Origin of the sequence: Burkholderia cepacia (genome assembly GCF_029962485.1) — a bacterium.
Lineage (GTDB): Bacteria > Pseudomonadota > Gammaproteobacteria > Burkholderiales > Burkholderiaceae > Burkholderia.
On record NZ_CP073637.1, the window covers coordinates 700,089 to 718,595 of the forward strand.

The following is an 18,507-nucleotide window of genomic DNA, read 5'->3' on the forward strand; positions in this document are numbered from 1 at the left end:
GGGAACGCGTCGACGGGGCCGGAACCCGCGCCAATCTTACCAAAAGGCCTTTTTCAGTGCGTCAAGGATCGCGTGTTTTGTGACCGGCCAGTAACATGACAGGAAACCGTCAGCCGGCTGGCATGCCTGTTCTCAGAGTCCGCGCACGTCAAAAGGTTGCGGTAGCATGGCGCCCTTGACAAGCGTCGGATGAACTGCCGGCGCGGCTGTTCGCTGAACTGAGGAATCCAAGATGGTATCGAAATCGCCGCCGGCCGCGCCGGCACGCTATGCGCATACCGCGATCGCGCTGCACTGGCTGATCGCGCTGCTGATCGTCTGCGGCTTCGCGCTCGGCTGGGTGATGACCGACATCCCCGGCTTCACGCCGACGAAGCTGAAGTACTTCTCGTGGCACAAGTGGATCGGCGTGACGGTGTTCGCGCTGGCCGTCATCCGCGTGCTGTGGCGGGCGACGCACGTGCCGCCGCCGCTGCCTGACAATACGCCGGCATGGCAGCGCGCGGTATCGCACGGCGTGCACATGCTGCTGTACGCGCTGATGATCGTGATCCCCGTGACGGGCTACCTGTACAGCTCGGCGTCGAACATCCCGGTCGTCTACCTCGGCATCGTGCCGCTGCCGCGGCTGATCGACCCCGATCCGGCGCTCAAGGAAACCTTCAAGACGCTCCACGTGTCTTTGAATTACATTCTGCTTGCACTTGTCGCGATGCACGTGCTCGCGGCGCTCAAGCACCAGTTGTTGGACCGTGACGGCCTGCTGTCGCGGATGCTTCCCTTTGCCAAATGAAGGATCCCATGAAAGTGTCTTTCTCCCGCTCCATGCTGGCCGCGCTCGCCGCGGTGTCGTTTGTCGCGTCGGGCGCGGCGCACGCCGATGTCGATCTCGCGAAGAGCAAGGTGTCTGCCGTGTCGAAGCAGATGAACGTGCCGACCGAAGGCGCGTTCAAGAAGTTTGCCGCGCAGGTGAAGTTCGACCCGGCGAAGGCCGCGCAGGGCACCGCGCAAATGACCATCGACATCGCGAGCTTCGACCTCGGCGACAAGATGTACAACGACCAGGTCGCCGGCAAGGACTGGTTCGACGCCAAGGCGTATCCGCAGGCGACGTTCGTGTCGACGGCGATCGCGCCGGCCGGCGGCAACAAGTACAACGTGACCGGCAAGCTGACGATCAAGGGCAAGTCCGAGACCGTCACGGTGCCCGTCACGGTCGCGCAAAGCGGCGCGACGCAGACGTTCGACGGCGTGCTGCCGATCAAGCGTTCGGCCTTCAACGTCGGCACCGGCGAATGGAAGGACACGTCGATCGTCGCTGACGAAGTGCAGATCAAGTTCCATCTCGTCGCCACCAAGTAAGCGGCGGGCTGTCGCCTCACCTGAATGCCGCGCGATGGCGCGGCGCCGTTCCAAGGAGAAAGAGTTTGAAAAAACAACTGATCATCGCCGCGGGCGCGCTGGCAGCATCGCTGTCGTTCTCGGCCTTCGCCGAAAGCGTCACGTACCAGTTCGACCCGAGCCACACGTACCCGAGCTTCGAGGCTGACCACATGGGTGGCCTGTCGGTCTGGCGCGGCAAGTTCGACAAGTCGAGCGGCACCGTGACGCTCGACCGCGCGGCGAAGACGGGTACGGTCGACGTGACGACCGACATCGCGTCGATCCACACCGGCAGCGCGAAGCTCGACGAGCACCTGCAGACGGCGGAATTCTTCGACGTGGCGAAGTTCCCGCAAGCGAACTACAAGGGCGCGATCAAGTTCGACGGCGACAAGCCGGTTTCGGTGGTCGGCAACCTGACGCTGCATGGCGTCACGAAGCCGGTGACGCTGAAGATCGACGGCTTCAAGTGCATGCCGCACCCGATGCTCAAGCGTGAAGTGTGCGGCGTCGACGCCGTCGGCGAATTCGACCGCAGCGATTTCGGCCTCGACTACGGCAAGCAGTACGGCTTCAAGATGAAGACGAAGCTGCTGATCACGGCAGAAGCGCTGAAGCAGCAGTAATGCTTACGGTGAGGCCGGCCATCGCGCCGGCCCGCCGCGGGCACACCGCCGCGTTCCCGTCAGGGGGCGCGGCGGTTTTTTTTGCGCGCCTATAATCGCCCGAGCGCCGCGTGCGGCGCCGGGCAGGCCGACGGCGCGACAGCGGCTGCCTCGAACAGAACGTACAACGACAAGGAGATCGCCGATGCATGCCGCCGCCCAGTCCCGTTCCATTGCCTCATCGCCGCGCGTGTGGCGCGCGGTGGTCGCCGCGTCGATCGGCAATGCGCTCGAGTGGTTCGATCTCGTCGTCTACGGCTTCTTCGCGGTCACGATCGCGAAGCTGTTCTTCCCGGCCGGCAACGACACCGTGTCGCTGCTGCTCACGCTCGGCACGTTCGGCGTGTCGTTCTTCATGCGCCCGCTCGGCGCAATCGTGCTTGGCGCCTATGCCGATCGCGAGGGCCGCAAGGCCGCGCTCACGCTGTCGATCCTGCTGATGATGGCCGGCACGCTGATCATCGCGGTGCTGCCGACCTACGAGACGATCGGTGTCGCCGCGCCGGTGATCCTCGTCGCCGCGCGGTTGATGCAGGGCTTCTCGGCCGGCGGCGAGTTCGGCAGCGCGACCGCGTTCCTCGCCGAACACGTGCCGGGCCGGCGCGGTTTCTTCGCGAGCTGGCAGGTCGCGAGCCAGGGGCTCACGACGCTGCTCGCCGCCGGCTTCGGCACCGTGCTGAACGCGCAGCTTTCGGCCGCGCAGATGGCATCGTGGGGCTGGCGCGTGCCGTTCTTCTTCGGGCTGCTGCTCGGGCCTGTCGCGTACTACATTCGCACGAAGGTCGACGAGACGCCCGAATTCCTCGCGGCCGAAGGCACCGCGAACCCGCTGCGCGACACGTTCGCGTCGCACAAGGCACGCCTGGTTGCCGCGATGGGCGTGGTCGTGCTCGGCACCGTCGCCACCTATCTCGTCCTGTTCATGCCGACCTACGGCGTGAAGCAGCTCGGCCTCGCGCCGTCCGCCGCGTTCGCGGCGATCCTCGTCGTCGGCGTGATCCAGATGGCGTTCGCGCCGCTCGTCGGCCACTGGTCGGATCGATACGGCCGCGTGCGCGTGATGATCGCGCCGGCCATCGGCATTCTCGTGCTGATCTACCCGGCGTTCGCGTACCTCGTGGCGCATCCGGGCTTCGGCACGCTGATCGCGCTGCAGGTGCTGCTCGCGTTCCTGATGACCGGCTATTTCGCGGCGCTGCCGGGGCTGTTGTCCGAAGTGTTCCCGGTGCAGACGCGCACGACCGGGATGTCGCTCGCGTATAACGTCGCGGTGACGATCTTCGGCGGGTTCGGGCCGTTCATCATCGCGTGGCTGATCCGCGCGACCGGGATGAAGACCGCGCCGAGCTTCTACCTGATGTTCGCGGCCGTGCTGAGCCTCGCGGCGCTGGTCGTGCTGCGCAAGCGCTTCGGTTTCCGATAGAAACGCGGCACGTCAGTTCTCGGCGCGCTCGCATACCGGCTGCGCCGGCATCAGGTGCGCCGGCGCGTCGATGGTTCGAACCGGGCGCCCTGCGAGCGCGGCGAGCGCCTGCTGAAGCTGCCAGTCTCCGGCCGTGCCGAACGCGCGCTGCGGCAGCGCCATGCTCCTCGCCGTATCGACCTTCGCGCGCACGCGCTGCTCGCGCAGCTTCTGCCGGGCCTTGCGCACCTGCGCGAACGGATCGGGCGCCAGCCGGTCCGCATACGGCGCACGCGCGAGATCGGCTTCCCGGTACCACAGCAGCACGCCGTCGACGTCCGAGTCGCGGCGCGGCGGCACGAGCCAGTCCGGCACGACGCCGTAGCCATCCATCGGGCAGCCGTTCGGCCGCAGATTGCGCGCGTACGTGAAATTCAGGCGCGTGCCGTCGATCAGGTCGACGCCCGTCTGCGCGAGCCCCTTTCCGTAGGTCGGCATGCCGAGCAGTTTCGCGCGGCCGAGATCCTTCAGCGCGGCCGCGGTCGCTTCGGCGGCCGACGCGCTCTGTCCGTCGACGAGCACGACGAGCGGCACGGTGCGCCACCAGTCGTCGGCCTGCAGCGGTGCGAGCGGATCCTGTCCGTGCATCACGGGCAGTTCGTAGTCGGGCCAGTTGGTCGTATAGCGGCGGCGATGCGTGTCGCCGCGCTCGACCGTCACCATCGCGGTGCGGTCGCGTCCCGCGAACAGCGCGGTGATGCCGATCGCCGCATTGAGCGCGCCGCCGCCGTTGATGCGCAGGTCGAGGATCGTCCCTTTCACGGGCGGGCCCGCGCGGCGTGCGGCCTGCACCGCGTCGATATAGTCGCCGACCGCCGGCTCCGGAAAGCTCGACAGCCGCGTGTACAGGATGTCGCCGTCGAGCCGCTTCGCGATCGCCGGATGCGGCTTGACGATCGCGCGCACCGGCGCGAAGGTCAGCACCGCATGCCGCGGGCCGCGCTGCACCGTGAGTTTCAGCGGAACACCCGCATCGCCCTTTGCCAGTTTCAAGAGTTCGCTGCTGTCGATGCCGACGACGCTCCTGTCGTTCATCGCGACGACGAGATCGTCCGGCCGCACGCCGGCTTTCTCGGCCGGTGCGTCTGGAATCACGTCGATGATGTGCAGTCCGTCGGGCCGCGTCTCGAACACGATCCCGATACCCGGCGTGCCGTCGCGCGAGCGCCGCTCGTCGTCGCGCCGTTCCTGCTCCTCCTTCGCGTTGAAGAAGCGCGCGTACGGCAGCGTCTTGATGCCGTCGTGGGTTGCGGCGTCGAGCAGCGCGCCGATGTCGACGTCGGTCAGATGCTGCTTCTTCAGCACTTCGACGGCCGCCTTCAGTTCGCAGAGCTGCGGTTCCCAGTCGGGCGGGCAGGGCGAGGGCGTCGGGGTGGCGGGCGGTGAAGCGGCGGGCGGCGCAGATGCCGGCTGCGCACCGGCGCGAGACGCACACGGCAGCAGCACGGCCGCGACGGTTGCGCAGACGGCAAGGCGACGAACGACACGCATGGGAGGCATCATCGGGACTGCACGTTCGGACGGGTGGCGACGGTGCCTGCCCGCCGGCGCGCGGCCGGCATGGAGCGGGGCAGGGCGGTGACGATTGTAGCCGACGCCCGGGACGACGCACGCCGGGCGGCTCGCGCATGAAAAAAGCCGGCCCGAGTGGGCCGGCTTTTTTGCGATGCCGAAACGGCGGGGCGCTTAAACCTGCGCGCCTGCGTTGGGATCGTCCGGATCGTGCGCGGTCTTCTTGTCCTTGATCAGGTCTTCGCGCTTGATGCCGAGCCACATCGCGAGCGAGCCCGCGACGAACACCGACGAGTAGATGCCGAACATGATGCCGACCGTCAGCGCGAGTGCGAAGTAGTGCAGCGTCGGGCCGCCGAAGAAGAACATCGACAGCACCATCATTTCCGTCGACGTGTGCGTGATGATCGTACGCGACATCGTGGTCGTGATTGCGTGGTTGATCACTTCCTGCACGCTCATCTTGCGTTCGCGGCGGAACGTTTCGCGGATCCGGTCGAAGATGACGACCGACTCGTTGACCGAGTAGCCGAGCACCGCGAGGATTGCCGCGAGCACCGCCAGCGAGAACTCCCACTGGAAGAACGCGAAGAAGCCGAGAATGATCACGACGTCGTGCAGGTTGGCGATGATGCCCGCCACTGCGTACTTCCATTCGAAGCGGAACGACAGGTAGATCACGATGCCGATCACCACGCACGCGAGCGCGAGCAGGCCGTCGGTCGCGAGCTCCCGGCCGACCTGCGGGCCGACGAACTCCACGCGTTGCAGCGTGACGTCCGGGTTCTGCGCCTTCAGCGCGCCCATCACCTGGTCGCTCTGCTGCGCGGACGTGAGGCCTTCCTTCAGCTGCAGGCGGATCAGCACGTTGCGCGAGGTGCCGAAGTTCTGCACCTGCGCGTCGGCGTAGCCGAGCTTGCCGAGCGTCGCGCGCACGGGTTCGAGCTCCGCGGCCTGCTGGTACTGCACCTCGATCACCGTACCGCCGGTGAATTCGACGGACAGGTGCAGCCCGCGGTGGAACAGGAAGAACACGGCGGCGAGGAACGTGACCAGCGAGATCACGTTGAACACCAGCGCGTGCCGCATGAACGGAATGTCTTTACGGATGCGGAAAAATTCCATGGTCTCGTCTCCGGGGCCTTATTGGGTCGAGCCCGGTTTCTTCGGCGACACGCCTTGCTGCGCGCGGTTGCGCAGCTGCGGCTTGCCGGCGCGCGGCGCGTTGCCCTTCGCCGGGGCGGCGAGTTTCGCGGCGCGCGCGGTGTCGGTCGATTCGTCCGTGTCGGTGAACGATGCGGCGGCAGCGGCGCCTTCCGGCTTCCACACCTGGCCGATCGCGAGCGACTTCAGTTTCTTGCGGCCGCCGTACCAGAGGTTGACGATCCCGCGCGAGAAGAACACCGCGGAGAACATCGACGTCAGGATGCCGAGGCAGTGCACGATCGCGAACGCGCGAACCGGGCCCGAGCCGAACGCGAGCAGCGCGAGGCCGGCGATCAGCGTCGTGACGTTCGAGTCGAGAATCGTCGCCCACGCATGCGCGTAGCCGGACTGGATCGCGAGCTGCGGCGGCTGGCCGGCGCGCAGTTCTTCACGCACGCGCTCGTTGATCAGCACGTTCGAGTCGATCGCCATACCGAGCGCGAGTGCGATAGCGGCGATACCGGGCAGCGTCAGCGTGGCCTGCATCAGCGACAGCACGGCGACGAGCAGCAACAGGTTCACCGACAGGCCGATCACCGACACCACACCGAACAGCATGTAGTACGCGATCATGAACACGGCGATCGCGCAGAAGCCCCAGATCACCGAGTGGACGCCCATCTTGATGTTGTCGGCGCCGAGGCTCGGGCCGATCGTGCGTTCCTCGATGATGTCCATCGGCGCGGCGAGCGAACCGGCGCGCAGCAGCAGCGCGAGGTCGGCCGCGGCCTGCGGCGTCGGCTGGCCCGTGATCTGGAAGCGGTCGCCGAGTTCGGACTGGATCGTCGCGACCGTCAGCACTTCGCCCTTGCCCTTCTCGAACAGCACCATCGCCATCGGCTTGCCAATGTTGTCGCGCGACACCGTGCGCACCGCGCGGCCACCGGCCGAGTCGAGGCGGATGTTGACCGACGGACGCTGGTGTTCGTCGAAGCCGGCCGATGCATCGATGATGCGATCGCCGGTGAAGATCACGTCCTTCTTCAGCAGCACGGGCGCCTGGATGCCCTGCGTGAACAGCTCCTCGCCCGGCGGAACGGGGTCGTTCGGGTTCGGGTGCGTGTTGAGCGGATCGGCGAGGCGCGCCTCGAGCGTCGCGGTGCGGCCGATGATGTCCTTCGCCTTCGCGGTGTCCTGCACGCCCGGCAGTTCGACGACGATACGGTCGCTGCCTTGCTGCTGGAGGATCGGCTCGGACACGCCGAGTTCGTTCACGCGGTTGTGGAGCGTCGTCAGGTTCTGCTTGAGCGCAGCGTCCTCGACGGCCTTCTGCACCGCCGGCGTGAACGTGCCGACGACCTGCGTGCCGCCGCCGCCGGGCTGGGTCGCCCATTGCAGTTCGGTGATCGACGCGGCGAGCACCTTGCGGGCGTCTTCCGCCGTCTGCGCATCGCTGAAGTTGACGACCACGGACTGGTCGACGCGGCTCACGCCGCCGTCACGGATGTTCTTGTCGCGCAGCAGCGAGCGTGCGTCGGACGCGTCGGAGTCGAGCTTCTTCGTGAGCGCGCCCGTCATGTCGACCTGGAGCAGGAAGTGGACACCGCCGCGCAGGTCGAGGCCGAGATACATCGGCAGCGCGTGCAGGGCCGTCAGCCAGCGCGGCGACGCGCTCTGCAGGTTCAGTGCGACGACGTACTGCGGATCGTTCGGGTCGGCGTTCAGCGACTTCTGCAGCAGGTCCTTGACGCGCAGCTGCGTATCGGTGTCCTTCAGGCGCACGCGGATGTTCGCGTTGGTCGCCGTGTTCTCGAAGGTGACGTCGTCCGGCGTGATCTGCGCGGACGCGAGCGCCGATTCGACCTGGGTCAGCGTGGTCGAGTCGAGCTTGACCGTGGCCTTGCCGCTCGACACCTGCACCGCCGGCGCTTCGCCGAAGAAGTTGGGCAATGTGTACAGAAGGCCGATGGCGAGCGCCACGACCATCACGACATATTTCCAGAGTGGATAACGATTCATGAGGGGGCCGAACGGGTGGTTGGCGTGAAAGCGTCGCGTCCGGCGCCGCGGCGGCCCGCTCTCTCAGGCGGGCACGGCGCGGGGAGCCGGACGCTCGGTGAAGGGCTTACAGCGACTTGATCGTGCCCTTCGGCAGAATGGTCGTGACCGCAGCCTTCTGCACGGTGATTTCAGTGCCTTCGGCGATTTCGACGCCGATGTAGCCTTCGGTGACCTTCGTCACCTTGCCGACGAGGCCACCGCTCGTGACGACTTCGTCGCCCTTGGCCATGGCCGAGAGCATGTTGCGGTGTTCCTTCTGGCGCTTCATCTGCGGACGGATCATGATGAAGTAGAGCACCGCGAACATCAGGATGAGCGGCAGGAAGCTCATCAGGCTCGATTCGGCGCCACCGGCGCCTTGCGCGAAGGCATTGGAAATGAACGGCACGTTGGTCTCTCCGTAGGGGAAGATCGAAAAATAAGCCGGTTATTCTACCACCGGCCCCATGTGCAAACGGATCGGCAAATGCGCTTTTGGATCAAGCTGTTAAAGCGCGAACCGATACCGTTGCGACTTGTTTGGAAAGGCAATTGTAATATTTCGCGATCGCGACTGGCCATCGAATCGCGTCAATTAGTACACGTCCTATGTGACTGGCGCGGTGCGGGCCGCCGGGCGGCCCGCCGGCCGGTCAGTCGACTCCTCTTGCACGATCCTCCGCGAAGCGCTGACGGAACGCGTCGAACGTATGCGTTTCGATCGCCTCGCGGATCTCGCTCATCAGCTGCAGGTAGTAGTGCAGGTTGTGGATCGTGTTGAGCTGCGCGCCGAGGATCTCGCCGACGCGGTGCAGGTGATGCAGGTAGCCGCGCGAGAAGTTCTGGCACGTGTAGCACGTGCAGCTCGCGTCGAGCGGCTTCAGCGAGTTCTTGTGCGTCGCGTTGCGGATCTTCACGTCGCCGAAGCGCGTGAACAGCCAGCCGTTGCGCGCGTTGCGGGTCGGCATCACGCAGTCGAACATGTCGACGCCGTTGGCGACGCCCTCGACCAGGTCTTCCGGCGTGCCGACGCCCATCAGGTAGTGCGGCTTGTTGGCCGGCAACTTCGGGCCCACGTGGCGCAGCACGCGCATCATGTCTTCCTTCGGCTCGCCCACCGACAGCCCGCCGATCGCGAGGCCGTGGAAGCCGAGTTCCGCGAGGCCCGCGAGCGATTCGTCGCGCAGGTCCTCGAACATCCCGCCCTGAACGATCCCGAACAGGGCGTTCGGGTTGCCGAGCCGGTTGAACTCGTCGAGCGAGCGCTTCGCCCAGCGCAGCGACATACGCATCGAGTCGGCCGCTTCCTTGTGCGTGGTCGGCACGCCGTCGGTTGCGTACGGCGTGCATTCGTCGAACTGCATCACGACGTCGGAGTTCAGCACCTTCTGGATCTGCATCGACACTTCCGGCGACAGGAACAGCTTGTCGCCGTTGATCGGTGACGCGAACGTGACGCCGTCCTCGGTGATCTTGCGCAGGTCGCCGAGCGAGAACACCTGGAAGCCGCCCGAGTCGGTCAGGATCGGCTTGTTCCAGCCCATGAAGGCGTGCAGGCCGCCGTGCGCGTCGATCGTGTCGAGGCCCGGGCGCAGCCACAGGTGGAACGTGTTGCCGAGGATGATCTGGGCCTTGATCTCGTGCAGCTCGCGCGGCTGGATCGCCTTCACGGTGCCGTACGTGCCGACCGGCATGAAGATCGGCGTCTCGACCACGCCGTGGTTGAGCTTCACGCGGCCGCGGCGTGCGTGGCCGTCGGTCGTCAGCAGTTCGAATTCGAGCCCGTTGGCCGGGCGGTCCTGCACGGGGGCGTGCGTATCGTGCGTATCGTGGGATGAACCTTCGGTCATCGCTTTATTCTCCTTGCCACCGGAGAACAGTCCGGCGCATGTTGGAAACGCCGCCGGCAGGCCGGCGGCGAGGAAAAGGGTGCGCGCCATCGTAGCGCGCGCAGCGGGAAAACGGGGCGGCGGCCGCGCGGGCGGCCGCGCTTACGCGCCCGGCGTCTCCGGCGTGTCGCGCCGCGTGAGCAGCATCGCGTCGCCGTAGCTGAAGAAGCGGTAGCGTTGCTCGATCGCGTGCCGGTACGCGGCGCGGATCGTCTCGACGCCCGCGAACGCGGACACCAGCATCAGCAGCGTCGACTTCGGCAGGTGGAAATTCGTGACGAGCCGGTCGACCACGCGGAACCGGTAGCCGGGCGTGATGAAGATGTCGGTCTCGGCCTGCGTCGCCGCGAGCGGGCGGCCCGCTTCGTCGGCCGAGCGCGCGGCGGCTTCGAGCGCGCGCATCGACGTCGTGCCGACCGCGATCACGTTGCCGCCGCGCGCGCGGGTCGCGGCGATCTTGTCGACCAGCGACTGCGGCAGGTCGTACCACTCGCTGTGCATCTTGTGCTCGGCGATGTTGTCGACGCGCACCGGCTGGAACGTGCCGGCGCCGACGTGCAGCGTCAGCGTCGCGCGTTCGACGCCCATCGCGTCGAGCCGGTCGAGCATCGGCTGGTCGAAGTGCAGCCCGGCCGTTGGCGCGGCGACGGCGCCCGGATTGCTCGCATAGACGGTCTGGTAGCGCGTCTCGTCGGTCGAATCGGGATCGTGCTCGATATACGGCGGCAGCGGCAGGCGGCCGAACTGCTCGATCAGGTCGAGGCATGGCTCGGGGAAGATCAGCGTGAAGAACGGCTCGACGCGCTCGCCGACGGTCACGTCGAACGCATCGGCGAGACGTAGCTTCGTGCCGGCGCCCGGCGACTTGCTCGCGCGGATTTGCGCGAGCGCCGTGTGCGTGCCGGTCACGCGCTCGATCAGCACCTCGATCTTGCCGCCGCTGGCCTTTTGGCCGAAGAACCGCGCCTTCAGTACCTTGGTATCGTTGAAGACGAGCAGGTCGCCGGGCGCGATGCACGACGGCAGCTCGGCGAAATGGCGGTCGACGAGGCGCGCGGGCTCGACGGTGCCGTCGACCTCGAGCAGGCGGCTCGCGGTGCGATCGGGCAGCGCGGTTTGAGCAATCAGCTCGGGCGGCAGATTGAAATCGAAATCGGAAAGCGTGAACATGCGGGCTGGTTCGAAGCGGCCGGCGGGCGTCGCCGGCAGGGCGGAAACGCGTAAATGGGGCGCGCGAGCCGCTATGATGGCGGGATGCGCGGCCTGGCCGGCGTCGTTCGTTCGGACGACGTGAAAGCCGCTATTGTACTTGCCTTGCGAAGCACCCAGACGATCCGATGCCTGTGTCACCACGCCGTTCCCCCGCTGCCGTTGCCGATTCCGCCGACCCGTTCGACGCGGAGGCGGCCGCGTTACCCGCTCAAGACGCGGCGGAGCGTGCGGTATCGCGCCGCACCGGCCCGAAGCGTGGCGCCGACGGGCGGCTCGCGCAGCCGGCCGCCGCCGCGCCCGATGCCGAAGGCGCCGCCAGCGACGAAGCGGGCGCGTCCGGCACGAAGCGCAAGAAGAAGGCGGCCGCCGATAAACCCGTCAAGACCGTCGACAAGCTCGCGAAGCTCGGCCTTACGCGTTCGATCGATCTCGTGCTGCATCTGCCAATGCGCTACGAGGACGAAACCACGCTCACGCCGATCGGCGAGCTGTTGCCGGGCGGCATCGCGCAGACCGAAGGCGTCGTGTTCGACAACGAGGTCGCGTTCCGGCCGCGCCGCCAGCTCGTCGTGAAGATCCAGGACGACGACGGCGAGCATCTCGTGCTGCGCTTCCTGAATTTCTACGGGTCGCAGGTCAAGCAGATGGCCGTCGGCCAGCGGCTGCGCGTGCGCGGCGACGTGCGCGGCGGCTTCTTCGGGATGGAGATGGTGCATCCGGCCGTGCGTGTCGTCGAAGCCGACGCGCCGCTGCCGCAGGTGCTCACGCCCGTCTACCCGAGTACGGCCGGCGTGTCGCAGGCCTACCTGCGCAAGGCGATCGAGAATGCCGTCGAGCGCACGCCGCTGCCCGAGCTGCTGCCGCCCGAGATCCAGCGCGACTACCTGAAGCCGCTCGACGTGCCGACGCTCGAGCAGGCCGTGCGCATCTTGCACCACCCGCGCGTCGACTCCGACGAAGCCGCGCTGATGGACGGCTCGCATCCGGCGTGGACGCGCATCAAGTTCGAGGAACTGCTCGCGCAGCAGTTGTCGCTCAAGCGCGCACACGAGGAGCGCCGCACGCGCGCGGCGCCGGCGATGCCGCGCCTCGCCGCGAGCGATGGCGATGCGTTGACGACGCGGCTGTACGCGGCGCTGCCGTTCACGCTGACGGGCGCGCAGGCGCGCGTCGTCGACGAGATCGCGCACGACCTCACGCTCGCGCATCCGATGCAACGCCTGCTGCAGGGCGACGTCGGCAGCGGCAAGACCGTCGTCGCGGCGCTGGCCGCCACGCAGGCGATCGACGCCGGCTACCAGGCCGCGCTGATGGCGCCGACCGAAATCCTCGCGGAGCAGCACGCGCGCAAGCTGCGCGCGTGGCTCGAGCCGCTCGGCGTCACGGTCGCGTGGCTCGCGGGCAGCCTGAAGGCGAAGGAGAAGCGCGCGGCGATCGAGGCGGCCGCGCTCGGCACCGCGCAGCTCGTGATCGGCACGCACGCGATCATCCAGGACACGGTCGAATTCGCGCGGCTCGGCCTCGTGATCGTCGACGAACAGCACCGTTTCGGCGTCGAGCAGCGTCTCGCGCTGCGCGCGAAGGCCGCGAACGCGGCCAACGGCGCGCGCGACTTCCAGCCGCACCAGCTGATGATGTCTGCCACGCCGATCCCGCGCACGCTCGCGATGACGTACTACGCGGATCTCGAGGTCTCGACGATCGACGAGTTGCCGCCGGGCCGCACGCCCGTGCTGACGCGCCTCGTCGGCGACGCGCGGCGCGAGGAGGTGATTGCCCGCGTGCGCGAGGCCGCGCTGACCGGGCGCCAGGTGTACTGGGTGTGCCCGCTGATCGAGGAGAGCGAGACGCTGCAACTGCAGACGGCCGTCGAGACCTACGAGACGCTGGCCACCGCGCTGCCCGAACTGAAGGTCGGGCTCGTGCACGGCCGGCTGTCGCCGGCTGACAAGGCCGCCGTGATGGAGGCGTTCACGCGCAACGACGTGCAGCTGCTCGTCGCGACGACCGTGATCGAAGTCGGCGTCGACGTGCCGAACGCGTCGCTGATGGTGATCGAGCACGCGGAGCGTTTCGGCCTCGCGCAGTTGCACCAGCTGCGCGGCCGGGTCGGGCGCGGCACCGCGGCATCGGTGTGCGTGCTGCTGTACACGGGGCCGCTGTCGCTGACCGGTCGCGAACGGCTGAAGACGATGCGCGAGACGACCGACGGCTTCGAAATCGCGCGGCGCGACCTCGAGATCCGCGGCCCCGGCGAATTCCTCGGCGCGCGTCAGTCGGGCGCGGCGATGCTGCGCTTTGCGAACCTCGAGACCGACGGCTGGCTGATCGACCCGGCCCGCGACGCCGCCACGCGGCTGATCGACGCGTATCCCGACATCGTCACGCAGCATCTCGCACGCTGGCTCGGCGCGCGGGAGCAGTACCTGAAGGCCTGATTTACCTGCCTGGGGCCGGATCAAAAAGCCGTCGATCGATGCATCGCGATGCTGAGAAACTTGGCGAACCGGTGCCAGAGGGTGTATAAATTAAACCTATCGCCTGTATATCTCTGATTGACCCACAATGACGCTGACTGAATTGAAATACATCGTCGCGGTCGCGCGCGAACGGCATTTCGGCCGTGCGGCCGAAGCCTGCTTCGTGAGCCAGCCGACGCTGTCGGTGGCGATCAAGAAGCTCGAGGACGAGCTCAACGTGCAGATTTTCGAGCGCGGCGCGAGCGAAGTGAGCGTGACGCCGATCGGTGACCAGATCGTCACGCAGGCGCAGCGCGTGCTCGAGCAGACTTTCGCGATCAAGGAGATCGCGAAGCAGGGCAAGGACCCGCTGGTCGGCCCGTTCCGCCTCGGCGTGATCTACACGATCGGGCCGTACCTGCTGCCGACGCTCGTCAAGCAAATGATCCAGCGTGTCCCGCAGATGCCGTTGATGCTGCAGGAGAACTACACGCTGAAGCTGCTCGAACTGCTGAAGCAGGGCGAGATCGACGCCGCGATCATGGCGCTGCCGTTCCCGGAAACCGGCCTGATGGTGCGTCCGCTGTACGACGAGCCGTTCGTCGTCGCGCTGCCGGCCGGCCATCCGTGGGAGAAGCGCGAGGAAATCGACGCCGAGGACCTGAAGCAGGAAACCATGCTGCTGCTCGGCAACGGCCATTGCTTCCGCGATCACGTGCTCGGCGTGTGCCCGGAGCTGATGCGCTTCTCGCAGACGGCCGACGGCATCCAGAAGACCTTCGAGGGCTCGTCGCTCGAAACCATTCGCCACATGGTCGCGAGCGGCGTCGGCATCACGGTGCTGCCGCGGATGTCGGTGGCCGAGGTCGGCCCGCGTGCGAACGGTCCCGATGCCGAGTTGCTGTCGTACGTGCCGTTCAACGAACCGGTGCCCGACCGCCGCGTGGTGCTCGTGTGGCGCAAGAGCTTCACGCGGATGCCGGCGATCGACGCGATCAGCGACGCGATTTCCGCATGCGACCTGCCGGGCGTCGCGAAGCTCGACATGCCGGCCACGATGAACTGAGCGCGTGCTGCACGCACGTGTGGCAGCATGATGAACGGGGTCTTGCGACCCCGTTTATTTTTCTCTATCGCATAGATGAAATTTATTAAATTCAAGTAATTGATAGATATAGATACAATCTTCTACATGGATCGGCGTCATGTCGGCGTCCGATTTGCACGTGGAATGCAAGCGTCAAAGGAGGATGTCATGATGCGGTCGGTATTGCAGCACGCGCAGCGGAACATCCCGTCGCGCGACGCGGTCGTACATCGCGCCAGGGCGGCGGTTCGCAGCCTGCGTCCGATTGCGTTCGCGTATCTGGCGGACCGTGTGTATGGTGGGTGAGCGCCGCCGCACGCCGGTTTCCTGTTCCCCCGATTCATCTGCCGTCAAGCCATGAGGGAGCATCGCATGTCCGAAGACTGGAACACCACGCACCTCACCGGCATGACACTTGCCGGCAGCCGCTTCCCCGAGCGCCCCGCCTGCGGCGCGTCGCGGCGGGAACGCGAGCCGATCGCCACGCACGACATCCCGTAGTACGACAGGAGGACCAACCTGTTCCGTTTCTTATCCCCGCAATGACACTTCACCAACCGCGCCCGGCATGCCGTCGGAGCGAACCGGTGGAGTCATACGAGCAAGCCAAGGAGAAATCGCATGTCGAACGAAACGAAGTGCCCGTTCAACCACACCGCTGGTGGCGGCACGACGAACAAGGACTGGTGGCCGAATCAGCTGAACCTGAACATCCTGCATCGGCATTCGGCGCTGTCCGATCCGATGGACAAGGATTTCGACTATGCCGAAGCATTCAACAAGCTGGACCTCGCGGCAGTGAAGAAGGACCTGCACGCGCTGATGACGACGTCGCAGGACTGGTGGCCGGCTGACTTCGGTCACTACGGCGGCCTGTTCATCCGCATGGCCTGGCACAGCGCCGGCACGTACCGCACGGCCGACGGCCGCGGCGGCGCGGGCGGCGGGCAGCAGCGCTTCGCGCCGCTCAACAGCTGGCCGGACAACGTGAGCCTCGACAAGGCACGCCGGCTCGTGTGGCCGATCAAGCAGAAATACGGCCGCAGCATCTCGTGGGCCGACCTGCTGATCCTGACCGGCAACGTCGCGCTCGAATCGATGGGCTTCAAGACCTTCGGCTTCGCCGGCGGCCGCGTCGACACGTGGGAACCGGACGACGTGTACTGGGGCTCGGAAAAGATCTGGCTGGAACTGAGCGGCGGCCCGAACAGCCGTTACTCGGGCAAGCGTGACCTCGAAAGCCCGCTTGCCGCGGTGCAGATGGGCCTCATCTACGTGAACCCGGAAGGCCCGGACGGCAACCCCGACCCGGTCGCCGCCGCGCACGACATCCGCGAGACGTTCGCGCGGATGGCGATGAACGACGAGGAAACGGTTGCGCTGATCGCGGGCGGCCACACGTTCGGCAAGACGCACGGCGCCGGTCCGGCGTCGAACGTCGGCGCCGAGCCGGAAGCCGCGGGCCTCGAAGAGCAGGGTCTCGGCTGGAAGAGCACGTTCGGCACGGGCAAGGGCAAGGACGCGATCACGAGCGGTCTCGAGGTCACGTGGACGTCGACGCCGACCAAGTGGAGCAACGACTTCTTCAAGCACCTGTTCAGCTACGAGTGGGAGCTGACGAAGAGCCCGGCCGGCGCGCACCAGTGGGTCGCGAAGGATGCCGGCGACGTGATCCCGGATGCGTTCGACGCGTCGAAGAAGCATCGCCCGACGATGCTGACGACCGACCTGTCGCTGCGTTTCGACCCGGCCTACGAAAAGATCTCGCGCCGCTTCTACGAGAACCCGGCCGAGTTTGCCGACGCGTTCGCGCGTGCATGGTTCAAGCTCACGCACCGCGACATGGGGCCGCGCGCCCGTTATCTCGGCCCGGAAGTGCCGGCCGAGCATCTGCTGTGGCAGGACCCGATCCCGGCCGTCGACCACAAGCTGATCGACGATGCCGACGTCGCCGCGCTGAAGGCGAAGGTGCTGGCATCGGGCCTGTCGGTGTCGCAGCTCGTGTCGACCGCATGGGCGTCGGCTGCAACGTTCCGCGGCTCGGACAAGCGCGGTGGCGCGAACGGCGCCCGTATCCGCCTGGCCCCGCAGAAGGACTGGGAAGTGAACCGTCCGGCTGAACTCGCGAAGGTGCTCGCGACGCTCGAAGGCGTACAGAAGGCGTTCAACGACGCGCAGACGGGCGGCAAGAAGGTGTCGCTCGCCGACCTGATCGTGCTGGCCGGTGCGGCCGGCGTCGAGCAGGCAGCGAAGAACGCGGGCGTCGCGGTGACGGTGCCGTTTGCACCGGGCCGCGCGGATGCGACGCAGGAAGAGACCGACATCGAAGCGATGGCCGTGCTCGAACCGGTCGCGGATGGCTTCCGCAACTTCCTGAAGCACGCGTACAAGACGCCGGCCGAGGCGCTGCTGGTCGACAAGGCGCAACTGCTGACGTTGAGCGCGCCGGAAATGACGGTGCTGGTCGGTGGCCTGCGTGTGCTCGGAGCGAATGCGGGCGACACGAAGCACGGCGTGTTCACCGATCGTCCGGAAGCGCTGACGAACGACTTCTTCGTGAACCTGCTCGACATGGGCACGGAGTGGAAGCCGGTGTCGGCCGCGAACGACGTGTTCGAAGGGCGCGATCGCGCGACGGGCAAGGTCAAGTGGACGGGCACGCGTGTCGACCTGATCTTCGGCTCGCATGCGCAACTGCGTGCGCTGGCCGAGGTGTACGGCAGCGGCGACGCGAAGGAGAAGTTCGCACGCGACTTCGTCGCGGCCTGGAACAAGGTGATGAACCTCGACCGCTTCGACCTCGCATGAACGTCGCCGTGCAGTAGCGCGGTGAGGCAGTAACGGGAAACGGCCGGTCGTCCGACCGGCCGTTTCTACTGGACCACGGATTTCGTTGAAGGAGTGACGATCATGACGCAAATGATATTGAACATGCGCGCCGCACTGGCGGCGCCGAAGGTGCGGGCGCCGGCCGAGATCGCGCGGTATGTAGTGGGATTCGCGATCGTGATCGGCGGTGTGGCCGAACTGGTGTCGCAAGCGCTGCGCGCGATCGCGGCCGCCTGAACGCGGCGCGGGGTCGGCAGGAAGGTAACCCGATTCGCTTTCATTGCCTTGGCTCATTGAATAAGGAGTCCGTATCATGAACAGGAAGACTCGCGCCACGCCGATCAACATCGGCATCGGCGACAAGGATCGCAAGAAGATCGCGGACGGCCTGTCGCGCCTGCTCGCCGATACGTTTTCGCTGTACCTGAAGACCCACAACTTCCACTGGAACGTCACGGGTCCGATGTTCAACACGCTGCACCTGATGTTCGAGGCGCAGTACAACGAACTGTGGCTCGCGGTCGATTCGGTCGCCGAGCGCATTCGTACGCTCGGCGTCGTCGCGCCCGGCACGTTCGCGGATTTCGCGAAACTGTCGTCGGTGCCGGAAGCGAAGGGTGTGCCGGCCGCCGAGGAGATGATCCGCCAGCTCGTCGAAGGGCACGAGACGGTCGTGCGCACCGCGCGCGACATCTTTCCGATCGCCGATGCGGCGAGCGACGAACCGACTGCCGACCTGCTGACGCAGCGCCTGCAGACGCATGAAAAGACCGCGTGGATGCTGCGGTCGCTGCTCGCGTAGGCGCGGCACGGCCGGGGAGGC

The 18,507-nt window shown here is 66.7% G+C and carries 16 protein-coding genes; 10 read left to right on the forward strand and 6 right to left on the reverse strand.

Features of this window, described 5'->3' with window-relative positions:
* Positions 1-232: 232 nt before the first annotated feature.
* From KEC55_RS03260 to KEC55_RS03275, 4 genes are all read left to right on the forward strand, one after another.
* Positions 233-793 (forward strand): cytochrome b, encoded by a 561-nt coding sequence (locus KEC55_RS03260; RefSeq protein WP_282506720.1) that lies wholly within the window; start codon positions 233-235, stop codon positions 791-793.
* An 8-nt stretch (positions 794-801) separates the two neighbouring features.
* Positions 802-1,362, forward strand: a complete 561-nt coding sequence (locus KEC55_RS03265; RefSeq protein WP_282506721.1) for a YceI family protein — start codon at positions 802-804, stop codon at positions 1,360-1,362.
* 65 nt (positions 1,363-1,427) lie between these two features.
* The gene (locus KEC55_RS03270; protein WP_176050518.1) at positions 1,428-2,009 is read left to right on the forward strand and encodes a YceI family protein; all 582 of its coding nucleotides are present in this window, start codon (positions 1,428-1,430) and stop codon (positions 2,007-2,009) included.
* A 184-nt stretch (positions 2,010-2,193) separates the two neighbouring features.
* Positions 2,194-3,471, forward strand: a complete 1,278-nt coding sequence (locus KEC55_RS03275) for an MFS transporter (RefSeq protein ID WP_282506722.1) — start codon at positions 2,194-2,196, stop codon at positions 3,469-3,471.
* A gap of 12 nt (positions 3,472-3,483) precedes the next feature.
* Here the strand turns inward: KEC55_RS03275 and KEC55_RS03280 are convergent, their stop codons facing one another.
* From KEC55_RS03280 to queA, 6 genes are all read right to left on the reverse strand, one after another.
* Positions 3,484-5,001: a S41 family peptidase gene (locus KEC55_RS03280; protein ID WP_282506723.1), complete on the reverse strand. Its 1,518-nt coding sequence runs from the start codon at positions 4,999-5,001 to the stop codon at positions 3,484-3,486.
* Positions 5,002-5,196: 195 nt separating this feature from the next.
* A complete protein-coding gene (secF, locus tag KEC55_RS03285) occupies positions 5,197-6,147 on the reverse strand; it encodes a protein translocase subunit SecF (RefSeq protein WP_059236052.1) in 951 nt (316 codons plus the stop codon).
* An 18-nt stretch (positions 6,148-6,165) separates the two neighbouring features.
* Positions 6,166-8,187, reverse strand: a complete 2,022-nt coding sequence (secD, locus tag KEC55_RS03290) for a protein translocase subunit SecD (protein ID WP_282506724.1) — start codon at positions 8,185-8,187, stop codon at positions 6,166-6,168.
* Between the two features lie 106 nt (positions 8,188-8,293).
* Positions 8,294-8,617: a preprotein translocase subunit YajC gene (yajC, locus tag KEC55_RS03295; protein WP_048250795.1), complete on the reverse strand. Its 324-nt coding sequence runs from the start codon at positions 8,615-8,617 to the stop codon at positions 8,294-8,296.
* A gap of 244 nt (positions 8,618-8,861) precedes the next feature.
* Positions 8,862-10,058: a tRNA guanosine(34) transglycosylase Tgt gene (gene tgt / locus KEC55_RS03300; RefSeq protein WP_166956810.1), complete on the reverse strand. Its 1,197-nt coding sequence runs from the start codon at positions 10,056-10,058 to the stop codon at positions 8,862-8,864.
* A gap of 141 nt (positions 10,059-10,199) precedes the next feature.
* The gene (gene queA / locus KEC55_RS03305) at positions 10,200-11,267 is read right to left on the reverse strand and encodes a tRNA preQ1(34) S-adenosylmethionine ribosyltransferase-isomerase QueA (protein WP_282506725.1); all 1,068 of its coding nucleotides are present in this window, start codon (positions 11,265-11,267) and stop codon (positions 10,200-10,202) included.
* Positions 11,268-11,434: 167 nt separating this feature from the next.
* Between queA and recG the strand changes: the two genes are divergently transcribed.
* The 6 genes from recG (at position 11,435) to KEC55_RS03335 (ending at position 18,486) form a co-directional block, all read left to right on the forward strand.
* Positions 11,435-13,747 (forward strand): ATP-dependent DNA helicase RecG, encoded by a 2,313-nt coding sequence (gene recG / locus KEC55_RS03310; protein ID WP_282506726.1) that lies wholly within the window; start codon positions 11,435-11,437, stop codon positions 13,745-13,747.
* Positions 13,748-13,874: 127 nt separating this feature from the next.
* Positions 13,875-14,834, forward strand: coding sequence for a hydrogen peroxide-inducible genes activator (locus tag KEC55_RS03315; RefSeq protein ID WP_122944516.1), 960 nt, complete (start codon positions 13,875-13,877; stop codon positions 14,832-14,834).
* 393 nt (positions 14,835-15,227) lie between these two features.
* A complete protein-coding gene (locus KEC55_RS03320) occupies positions 15,228-15,356 on the forward strand; it encodes a hypothetical protein (protein WP_282506727.1) in 129 nt (42 codons plus the stop codon).
* 120 nt (positions 15,357-15,476) lie between these two features.
* Positions 15,477-17,663: a catalase/peroxidase HPI gene (katG, locus tag KEC55_RS03325; RefSeq protein WP_282506728.1), complete on the forward strand. Its 2,187-nt coding sequence runs from the start codon at positions 15,477-15,479 to the stop codon at positions 17,661-17,663.
* Positions 17,664-17,765: 102 nt separating this feature from the next.
* Complete coding sequence (locus KEC55_RS03330) at positions 17,766-17,921, forward strand: hypothetical protein (protein WP_176050526.1); 156 nt, start codon at positions 17,766-17,768, stop codon at positions 17,919-17,921.
* 76 nt (positions 17,922-17,997) lie between these two features.
* A complete protein-coding gene (locus KEC55_RS03335) occupies positions 17,998-18,486 on the forward strand; it encodes a Dps family protein (protein WP_282506729.1) in 489 nt (162 codons plus the stop codon).
* The last annotated feature ends 21 nt before the right edge of the window (positions 18,487-18,507 follow it).

What these genes read in the sequence shown, in the direction of transcription:
- tgt (WP_166956810.1), bottom strand. Translation starts at nt 10,058, where the DNA reads ATGACCGAAGGTTCATCCCACGATACGCACGATACGCACGCCCCCGTG.
- KEC55_RS03275 (WP_282506722.1), top strand. Translation starts at nt 2,194, where the DNA reads ATGCATGCCGCCGCCCAGTCCCGTTCCATTGCCTCATCGCCGCGCGTG.
- secF (WP_059236052.1), bottom strand. Translation starts at nt 6,147, where the DNA reads ATGGAATTTTTCCGCATCCGTAAAGACATTCCGTTCATGCGGCACGCG.
- KEC55_RS03330 (WP_176050526.1), top strand. Translation starts at nt 17,766, where the DNA reads ATGACGCAAATGATATTGAACATGCGCGCCGCACTGGCGGCGCCGAAG.
- queA (WP_282506725.1), bottom strand. Translation starts at nt 11,267, where the DNA reads ATGTTCACGCTTTCCGATTTCGATTTCAATCTGCCGCCCGAGCTGATT.
- katG (WP_282506728.1), top strand. Translation starts at nt 15,477, where the DNA reads ATGTCGAACGAAACGAAGTGCCCGTTCAACCACACCGCTGGTGGCGGC.
- KEC55_RS03260 (WP_282506720.1), top strand. Translation starts at nt 233, where the DNA reads ATGGTATCGAAATCGCCGCCGGCCGCGCCGGCACGCTATGCGCATACC.
- recG (WP_282506726.1), top strand. Translation starts at nt 11,435, where the DNA reads ATGCCTGTGTCACCACGCCGTTCCCCCGCTGCCGTTGCCGATTCCGCC.
- KEC55_RS03335 (WP_282506729.1), top strand. Translation starts at nt 17,998, where the DNA reads ATGAACAGGAAGACTCGCGCCACGCCGATCAACATCGGCATCGGCGAC.
- KEC55_RS03265 (WP_282506721.1), top strand. Translation starts at nt 802, where the DNA reads ATGAAAGTGTCTTTCTCCCGCTCCATGCTGGCCGCGCTCGCCGCGGTG.
- KEC55_RS03280 (WP_282506723.1), bottom strand. Translation starts at nt 5,001, where the DNA reads ATGCGTGTCGTTCGTCGCCTTGCCGTCTGCGCAACCGTCGCGGCCGTG.
- secD (WP_282506724.1), bottom strand. Translation starts at nt 8,187, where the DNA reads ATGAATCGTTATCCACTCTGGAAATATGTCGTGATGGTCGTGGCGCTC.
- KEC55_RS03320 (WP_282506727.1), top strand. Translation starts at nt 15,228, where the DNA reads ATGTCCGAAGACTGGAACACCACGCACCTCACCGGCATGACACTTGCC.
- KEC55_RS03315 (WP_122944516.1), top strand. Translation starts at nt 13,875, where the DNA reads ATGACGCTGACTGAATTGAAATACATCGTCGCGGTCGCGCGCGAACGG.